Source organism: Psychrobacter sp. FME5 (assembly GCF_014861375.1).
Lineage (GTDB): Bacteria > Pseudomonadota > Gammaproteobacteria > Pseudomonadales > Moraxellaceae > Psychrobacter.
On sequence record NZ_RRYX01000131.1, the window covers coordinates 1 to 7,019 of the forward strand.

8 protein-coding genes are annotated in these 7,019 nt (G+C 42.0%); 6 read left to right on the forward strand and 2 right to left on the reverse strand.

Annotated features, from left to right (window positions below):
• Positions 1-499: 499 nt before the first annotated feature.
• Positions 500-1,198, forward strand: coding sequence for a hypothetical protein (locus tag EI161_RS12645; protein WP_318779371.1), 699 nt, complete (start codon positions 500-502; stop codon positions 1,196-1,198).
• A 12-nt stretch (positions 1,199-1,210) separates the two neighbouring features.
• Complete coding sequence (locus EI161_RS12650) at positions 1,211-2,188, forward strand: aminotransferase class IV (RefSeq protein WP_225735382.1); 978 nt, start codon at positions 1,211-1,213, stop codon at positions 2,186-2,188.
• 5 nt (positions 2,189-2,193) lie between these two features.
• Here EI161_RS12650 and EI161_RS12655 read toward each other — a convergent pair whose 3' ends face one another.
• The gene (locus EI161_RS12655; protein ID WP_192529702.1) at positions 2,194-2,388 is read right to left on the reverse strand and encodes a DpnD/PcfM family protein; all 195 of its coding nucleotides are present in this window, start codon (positions 2,386-2,388) and stop codon (positions 2,194-2,196) included.
• 158 nt (positions 2,389-2,546) lie between these two features.
• Here EI161_RS12655 and EI161_RS12660 point away from each other — a divergent pair, with 158 nt between their 5' ends.
• Together EI161_RS12660 and EI161_RS12665 are read left to right on the forward strand one after the other, a co-directional pair.
• Complete coding sequence (locus tag EI161_RS12660; protein WP_192522701.1) at positions 2,547-3,113, forward strand: hypothetical protein; 567 nt, start codon at positions 2,547-2,549, stop codon at positions 3,111-3,113.
• A 59-nt stretch (positions 3,114-3,172) separates the two neighbouring features.
• Positions 3,173-3,538 carry a hypothetical protein gene (locus tag EI161_RS12665; RefSeq protein ID WP_192529703.1) on the forward strand — a complete coding sequence of 122 codons (366 nt, stop codon included), beginning with the start codon at positions 3,173-3,175 and terminating at the stop codon, positions 3,536-3,538.
• Positions 3,539-3,663: 125 nt separating this feature from the next.
• Here the strand turns inward: EI161_RS12665 and EI161_RS12670 are convergent, their stop codons facing one another.
• Positions 3,664-4,428 (reverse strand): DpnI domain-containing protein, encoded by a 765-nt coding sequence (locus EI161_RS12670; protein ID WP_192529704.1) that lies wholly within the window; start codon positions 4,426-4,428, stop codon positions 3,664-3,666.
• 147 nt (positions 4,429-4,575) lie between these two features.
• Here EI161_RS12670 and mltG point away from each other — a divergent pair, with 147 nt between their 5' ends.
• Positions 4,576-5,877, forward strand: a complete 1,302-nt coding sequence (gene mltG / locus EI161_RS12675; protein WP_192529705.1) for an endolytic transglycosylase MltG — start codon at positions 4,576-4,578, stop codon at positions 5,875-5,877.
• A gap of 111 nt (positions 5,878-5,988) precedes the next feature.
• Positions 5,989-6,669, forward strand: coding sequence for a dTMP kinase (gene tmk / locus EI161_RS12680; protein ID WP_192529706.1), 681 nt, complete (start codon positions 5,989-5,991; stop codon positions 6,667-6,669).
• The last annotated feature ends 350 nt before the right edge of the window (positions 6,670-7,019 follow it).

The window sequence follows — 7,019 nt, forward strand, 5'->3', positions numbered from 1 at the left end:
TAGGCTTAGATGTGTATAGTTCATGGTTGCAATCTCACTTTGGTCGGTGGATAAAAACTTTGATGCTAGCGCATCTAGGTCTTTTTTTCACCTCACATTTGGTATTGCACTTCATGTGTTAATCTAAGAAGCAATAAACTAAGAATAAAAAATCGATAAAACAGTCGATAATGCAATCGTCAAAACCCAATCATCATAAGGGATAACATGGCGATTAACAAACTTGATGCTTGAACAGTAAGCCTTTCATTAAGCAGGTTTTTTATCCAAAAAGGTCTTTAACAAATCTGTACCCTCTTGGAGTGTTATCCGTAACGTAAAGGGTGGTCAAGTGTTAAGCAGTTCGGTAAACTATATAATAGTAAAACACTCTATCAATCTACTCTAATGATTGCTGGGTTATAGCTTTTATTAGCCACGCTTTTTATTAATAAAATTTTTCATTATCAGCGCTATATTTGCCAGCACGTTGATATTATCCTGAGACTAACTTAAAACTGTGAGTAAATCGCCCATGTGGAATAGCACGCTACAAACCTTTGTGGTTGGTATGGTTATGGCAGTTGGAGTATCGTTGAGTAGCTGTGACAGCAGCAAAGACGATCTCCAAAAATCAGATACCAATGCTGAAACAATTGTAGACGACAGCAAGCAAACAGAGAATAATGCGCCAGTGCAGGACAATGCTGCCTCTAATGCTGACTTGGATGGCGCGACTGCTCAGCAAGGCACACAAGTGAAATATGATGTATCGGCTTGGGGTACTGATAAGGTACAGTCGCTCAATATAACTGAGTTAGAGGGTATTAAATCATCTTTTGGGAAGGTGCGGAGTACTGATGAAAATAGCCTAGACTATGCCAGTAATCCAGCAGCCAAATATCGCTTTATGAATACGGATGAGCCTTATTTGGATGTGATTGACTCTGAAAAATATCTTGAGCTTGGCTGGTACTTTGCTAATCCTACTGATTCTGACAAAGAAAAAGAGCTGAGTCAAAATCATGCCAAAAAGGCTTATAAACTGTCGCGCCAATTGATGGGTGAAGAGGGTGGCAGACTAATCGCTGATATACTCAATGGCCAAATTGCTAAAAATAAAGTTGTCGGTGGACACAAAGTAGAACTGGCAAAATGTGAGTTCTATAGCTGTATGCTGATCATCAATAAAACTGCTGTCCAGCCAAATAACTCATAAGCGGGGCTGGTTTTGACGTCGCCCAATAACTGGATGTGTGTACATCCGCCAAATGCTAAGTCCAGTCAATCACAGACAACCGCTTCATTAGACAATCGCGGTTTGGCATACGGTGATGGCTTTTTTACTACCATGGGCGTCATCGATGGTCAGATATTGTGGTTGGACTATCATCAGCAGCGGCTTGACTCTCACGCCAGCTCTTTGCATCTCGATTTAGACAGCCAGCTCTTATTAGTGGCCTTGCAAACGCACGCCGAGCAGCTACAACAAGGTATGCTCAAGCTCATCGTCTCCCGTGCCGCGCAAGATATTGGTGGTTATGGTTATACGCCCAGCGCCTCTGGTAGCGCTTGCGAGATTTGGCTAAAATCTTCTACGATGATCGTTAGCACGGCTGAGCAGTTGCGTTTATCTGATGATCGTTTAGTCCCCATGCAGCCTGTCAGTACTGCCGTTTGCTTGTCTTCACAGCTCGCCTGCCTACCGCCGCCATTAGCAGGACTCAAAAGCCTTAATCGTCTGGATAATGTGCTGGCAAGTGGCGAGCTTCAAGCCATTAAGGCTCATGCATTAGCGTCTAATGCAGGGCTAGACAATGCTAGTATTGGCGAAGGTTTGCTGCGCGATATGAGCGGGCGCTGGGTTGAAGGCACGATGAGCAATGTGTTTTATCAATTATCAGACTCACAATTGCTAGAGCCGCAATCCTCACAATTTGACAGCCTTTTAGACCTCAATAAACATGACTCGAATTATTTAACTCAAGGACAATGGTACACGCCGTCGATGGCACAATCGGGTGTCGCGGGCGTCATGCGACAGGTAATTATCGATGCTTTATCTACTAGCAAAAATCCTGTCATTATCAGGTCATTAAAAGACGAAGATTTACCTAGATTAAAGCAGCTATTCTTTTGCAATGCGCTGCGCGGTGTCATGCCTATGAAAAGGCTGACGTTATTATCGGGTGAAGTGATAGGTTTTTAAGCGATTTAATCGTATTTAAAAATATTAAATTTAGTATCAATACAATCGTAAGCATACAAAACAACTTCCTCGTTTCGATACGTATCTTGCGCCTTTAATAGTGCTTCTTGCTCGTTCTCTGCATTAACTTCCACAATACTGCTTAGCGTCTCGACAATCTCTATCTGAAAGACTCTCTTTAATTTCTTATCTGTTTTCATCCTTACTATCCCCGATATACGCTTATCAAAATTTCTTTAGTAGTTATATCCGCTAGATTAGCAAGGGCGCTCAAAAAGAAGTGATCGTCTTTTGTTACGTAGCCTTGTGCGCTAAGGAAAATCGATCAATTATAGCGATTTGATAAGGAAGGAAATCTATGGAATACATCTACGAAGATGAACGAATACCTCTACAAATCCGTCGACTATTAATTTTTGATGAGATTTGCAAATTAGCAAAGAAACAACCTGATGAAATTATTCACTTATCAAGATTTACTGAATTATCGCTCGGTGTTATGTATTTGAAAGACTTTAAAAAGTTTATTGCGTTTGGTGGTGTGTTTGAGTATGCAGAAACAAGAGAAGAAGTTATCGAGCAACGTATTAGAGTTTTCCCTAACGATGAGCCAGTAACAAGGGCGCTAACAGTCAATTTAAAGCAGTTTACTCAGCCCGCGCGCACAGCTATCCAGCTGGTTTGGTATTGGAATAACTATGTTAAAAATAGAATGCACGCTTACGTCGATTATCGTGAAGAACACTTTTTTAAAATCAATGATGAAATTGAATCAGAATACCCACCGCATAAGTTTCATGACCGTCTCGTTGCAACGGCACGTTTACCTTTATGGGACGATAGAGAGGAGTTAATCGCAGACGTATACCGTGATAATAAAGGACAACCGAGGCCTGAACGCTTTAATGAGAAACGTTTAATATAATTTAAGGTGTTTAGAAATTGATCGTATCTTATTAAATATTATTTAACAGGAGATAATAAATGCGTACTACCTATGAAGAAAAACGTATCCCACTACAAATCCGCCGATTGATGCTATTTAGTGAAATATGTCGTAAAGCAAAAAAATATCCTGATGAAGTTGTTCACTTAGCGGGTTATTCAAGGATAGCATTCAATATTATTTATTCTGAAAAAGATAAAAAATATACAGCATTTGGTGGGACATTTAAGTATGCGCATATACGTCAAGAAGTCATAGAGCAAGGCGTAGACAAACTATTTCATGATGAACCTGTGATGTGTGCGCTTACTGTAAAAAGACAAGCTTTTACTAAAGCTTCTCGTACGCCATTAGGACTATTAATAGGCTGGAATAAACATGTAAAAAATAAATCTTCTAAATGAATTAAGGATAATATGGACACTTTTTTTAAAGTAAATGATGAGTTGGAGATGGACTATCCTCCGCACAAGTTCTATGAACGATTGGTGGCAAGCGCTTATTTGCCTCTTTGGGATGATAATCAAACTTAATATAATTTCCGATAATGTCCACGACCCAAAAACTCAATAATGCCTCTATTGCGTAATACTTGTAATTGCTGACGGATTTTATCTTTAACATGGTTGTTTTCAGGGTATTTGAGTTTTAATAAGTCAGCAAACGCATAAACTTGATTGAGAGAAAAGCTGTCTTCTAGTCTATCGATACATTGCCACACGTCTAGCGTCCAACCACGCGAAGCTGTAGATTGCTGACGTAGAAACAAGGTTTTTTGAAATTGTTCGGTGACATTATCGCGTGGTATAACTTGCTGGTCTTTGACCAAAAATACTTTCCCTGATTCGGGCACTTTACGCAAATCGATATTACAGCCAACCCAACCTGCGCGTTTGGCAGTGGCTGATAAAGGTTTGCGCTTTATAATCATGTCCGGTTTAAAAAACTGTTTTGGAATGATTAAAAAGTTATTGACTGTATATTCTTGAGAGTAGGTTAAAAAGAAAAAACTGGGATTATCTTCGCTACTGATACGTTCAATCATGGTGTCATAAGCACCATCATTAATAACGTTACTCAACTTTGCCTTTTTACTTTTTAGCTCATATTCCTCGTCACAGTTTGAGCAATAAAAGTCAGCGACAGGTTGGTTATTAGCAAATTCAGCCAATGGTTCGGCATTACAATTTGGACAATAGCTTTGATTAGTGACCCAATCTTCACTTAGCACCCTAATCCTTTGAGGTTCAGATTTATAGTTTTTGGCAAGACTTTGATTAAAGTTTAGATTCATAATCAATTTTCGTTATCAGATGGGTTATGAGTATTAAGCCATATAACTTGGCCTAAACACCGAGTTAATGCATAAGCTAAGCAAATACCATTGAAAATCACACAGTTCAGTGCTAAATTCTAGCAAACTTCTGCCTCGCGAGTTGCCATGAGCAAGCCTACACCTGAAACGCCTCCTGAACGTCCTAATGATACGCCATCGAATAAGCAAGATGGCACTGTTGACGAGCGTGTCGATACGGTTGATACCACGCTGCCGGATACGCAACCAGAGGTCGATGGGATAGAGCAGCCGCCAGCAACGGATGTCTCGCTCATCAGTGGAGACAGTAAGCCGCGAGAGTATAAAGCGGACAATCAATCGTTTTTTATGCAGCGCGGCTATCAGGTGTTGCTCGTGCTGGGGCTCATAGCTGCATTTTTGCTAGTGATGGTTTATCAGACATTATTTGGACGTGTTGAGCAGCCAAAGCAGATGGTCACGATTGAGCAGGGTCAGACATATTATGGATTATTGCCGCAATGGCAACAGCAGATTCCGCTGTTTTCTGCCAGTATCGCCAAGCTGTATATCAAGTCGCAAGTCGATGGCCCACTGCATGCGGGTATCTACCAATTACCAGAAAATCCCACCATTGCTGAGGCACTACAAGTGCTAGGGCAAGGGGCAAAAGCGGCGATGGTTAAGGTACAAATCATCGAAGGCAAAACCTCGAAGGATTTATATCAAGCGTTACGCGATAATGACAATATCATAAAAGAGGCACTGACCGACGCTAGTGGCAATGATAACGACAATGCCAGTATTGCTCAGACATTGGATTTGGCAGGTATATTGCCCGATGCGGTGACCAGCAGTGATGATGCTATCGTCAATCATAACCTTGAAGGCTGGTTTGCCCCAGATACGTATTATTACGGTGAAGGCACCAGTGATAAAAAAGTGCTGACTGACTTGTATAAGCGTCAACAGCAAGCGCTGACCGACGCGTGGGAAAACCGTGCGCCTAATTTGCCTTATAAAACCCCTTATGAAGCGCTGGTGATGGCATCTATCATCGAAAAAGAAACCAGCGTGGTAGAAGAGCGTCCTTTGGTATCAGCAGTGTTCAATAATCGCCTCAATAAAGGCATGCGCCTGCAAACCGATCCGACCATTATCTATGGTATGGGCAGTCGCTATGACGGCAATATTCGCCGTAAAGATATCGATGAAAAAACTGCTTATAATACCTATCAAATTGATGGCTTGCCGCCCACACCAATCGCCCTGCCGTCTGCGGCTTCCATCGAAGCGACTTTGCATCCTGCTGATAGTGAAGCGCTATACTTTGTGGCGACCGGTAACGGCGGGCATAAATTCACCAGCAGCTTGAATGAGCACAATCAAGCGGCAAAAAAATATCTCAGCGTTATGCGTGAAAAGAAAGCCCAAACACCGCCGCAGTAAGTTGTTTCTTTAGCTTGTTGTTAAATAAGAAACCTATCGTTTATTGAGCATTTCGTTTATTGAGCGTTATCATTATAAATATAACGCTCGTCAATGACATAAGGTCATATCATGTCAGCATCCACACAAACACCGTTGTCTCAAAACACCACTACACCGACTCAAGGGCGCTTTATCAGTTTTGAGGGCACTGAAGGTGTGGGTAAAACCACCGCTATCGAGCAGTTATGCGCACATTTGCAGGCGCGTGGTATTGATTATCTGCGTACTCGTGAGCCGGGCGGTAGTCCGTTTGCGGAGCGTTTGCGCGCTATCCTGTTAGACCCTGAGACGGCTATTAATGATGATACAGAATTGCTATTAATGTTTGCCGCACGCTGTGACCATATGCAGCAAGTGATATTGCCAGCGCTACAACGCGGCACATGGGTGATATGTGATAGATTTACCGATTCGACCATTGCTTATCAGGGCTTTGGGCGGGCGCATGGTGATGAAGCAGTACGTGCCAAGATTGAGTTGCTTATCGAGCAGTTTTTGACGCAACTACCCGAGCTGACCTTGTGGTTAGACCTGCCCGTATTAGAAGGTATGGCGCGTGCCAATAAACGTAGCGCAGCCGATCGTTTTGAGCAACAAGCAACAGAGTTTTTTACTTGGGTGCATAAAGGTTTTAGCACGCTGGCGACCGAGTACCCCGAGCGTATACAGCGTATTGATGCAACTGGTACGGCTAGTGAGGTTAGCGAACGTATATGGCAAACAGTTCAGGACAGGTTTGAGCTGAGTTGATTCATTTTAAAGCTGATACGAGTACTACTGGAGTAAATTTTTCGCGGCCTCTGTCACGCTTGCGAACAGCAAGCAAGAAAAATTTATAACAGTAGCACGTGGCTATTTACTTTATTACAATCGTATCGCTCTTGTTTAGAACTGCCTATAGCCCTGAAGCAAAAAGCCCCAACTGTCCGTTGGGGCTTTTATATTTTATAGATTAATTTGGTGTAATGGACAAAATTCATGCTAAAAAGTAGAAGGTAGTCGCTAATGGACATAATTCATGCTATTTGAGTGACTTCGACCCTAAAAAGTCTTTAATAAACCGTAACTTACGGTACTCATTTAACCCATGATGACTGTGC